Source organism: Flavobacterium bomense (assembly GCF_003970355.1).
Map to the genome: position 1 here is coordinate 1 of NZ_RYDJ01000176.1, position 1,202 is coordinate 1,202.

The following is a 1,202-nucleotide window of genomic DNA, read 5'->3' on the forward strand; positions in this document are numbered from 1 at the left end:
AGTTGGCGCTACAACAAAATCACTGCTGCAATTAGGTGATGAGATTTACGTTAAAGTTAAAAATGCCGATTTAGTTAAAAAACAATTGGATTTTAATTTTATTAGAAGAAATGAATAAGTGATTTTATAGTTAAATATTTAAAATTTTATAAAAATGAAAAAGATAATTTTAATCGCTTTTGTGATGATTTCACAATTAAATTTTAGTCAAACAACTATCAAATTAGATAATTTTGATGAGTTGAAAGTCTTTGATCAGTTGAATGTAACTTTAGTTCCATCTACAGAAAATAAAGTAATTGTTAGTGGAAAAAACGAAAGCAGCTTCGAAGCCGTGAATAAAAATGGAATTTTAAAACTTAGAATGTCAGTTACCAAAATGTTGTCTGGAGAAGATACGAAAGTAACATTATACTTCAAAAATATTCAAAGTATAGATGCAAACGAAGGAAGTATTGTGAGCAGCAAACACATTTTTAAACAAACAACAATACAATTATCAACCCAAGAAGGAGCAATGATTGATGTAGAACTTGATGTTGAGAATACTACGAATAAGTTATATTCTGCTGGTATAATTAGTTTATCAGGGAAAGCAGTTACTCAAAAAACGACTATTACTTCTGGCGGAATTTTTTATGGCAAAGATTTAGTAACTTCTCAAACATCAGTTAATGTTTCAGCTGGAGGTAGTGCCGATGTAAACGCAACAACTCTTGTAAATGCAAAAGTAAAAGCTGGTGGAAGTATTTCTATTTACGGTAAACCAAAAGAAATAAAACAAGAAACCTTTGCAGGTGGATCTATAACGGAAAAATAATTATATTCCCCGAAAGAAATTTTCGGGGAATTTTTTTGTATTCTATAATTGATAGCAATTTTTTAAAGTTTTTTTAATGATTAATGATATTTTATCGGGTATTCCTTGGGGAGTTTTTTTAAGTTTTTTGATTGGTCCAGTTTTTTTCATATTGCTAGAAACTAGTATTATAAAAGGATTTAGAGCTGCATTAGTCTTCGATTTAGGTGTAGTTTTAGGCGATATTATTTTCATCACCATTGCCTATCTAGGAAGTTATCGATTAATAACAAGTATTAAAGATAACTCGGCACTTTTTATGTTTGGAGGAATCTTGATGCTGGCTTATGGCGTTATTTCGTATATAGGATTACACAAGGAAAAAAAGGTTGATACACATAAA

General features: G+C 29.5%; 2 protein-coding genes. Both read left to right on the forward strand.

Annotated elements, in window-relative coordinates:
* The first annotated feature begins 154 nt into the window (after positions 1 to 154).
* Positions 155 to 820 carry a head GIN domain-containing protein gene (locus tag EKL98_RS16510; RefSeq protein ID WP_126563197.1) on the forward strand — a complete coding sequence of 222 codons (666 nt, stop codon included), beginning with the start codon at positions 155 to 157 and terminating at the stop codon, positions 818 to 820.
* 76 nt (positions 821 to 896) lie between these two features.
* On the forward strand, positions 897 to 1,202 hold a 306-nt coding region (locus EKL98_RS16515), incomplete at its 3' end, for a LysE family transporter (RefSeq protein WP_158618345.1).

What these genes read in the sequence shown, in the direction of transcription:
- EKL98_RS16510 (WP_126563197.1), top strand. Translation starts at nt 155, where the DNA reads ATGAAAAAGATAATTTTAATCGCTTTTGTGATGATTTCACAATTAAAT.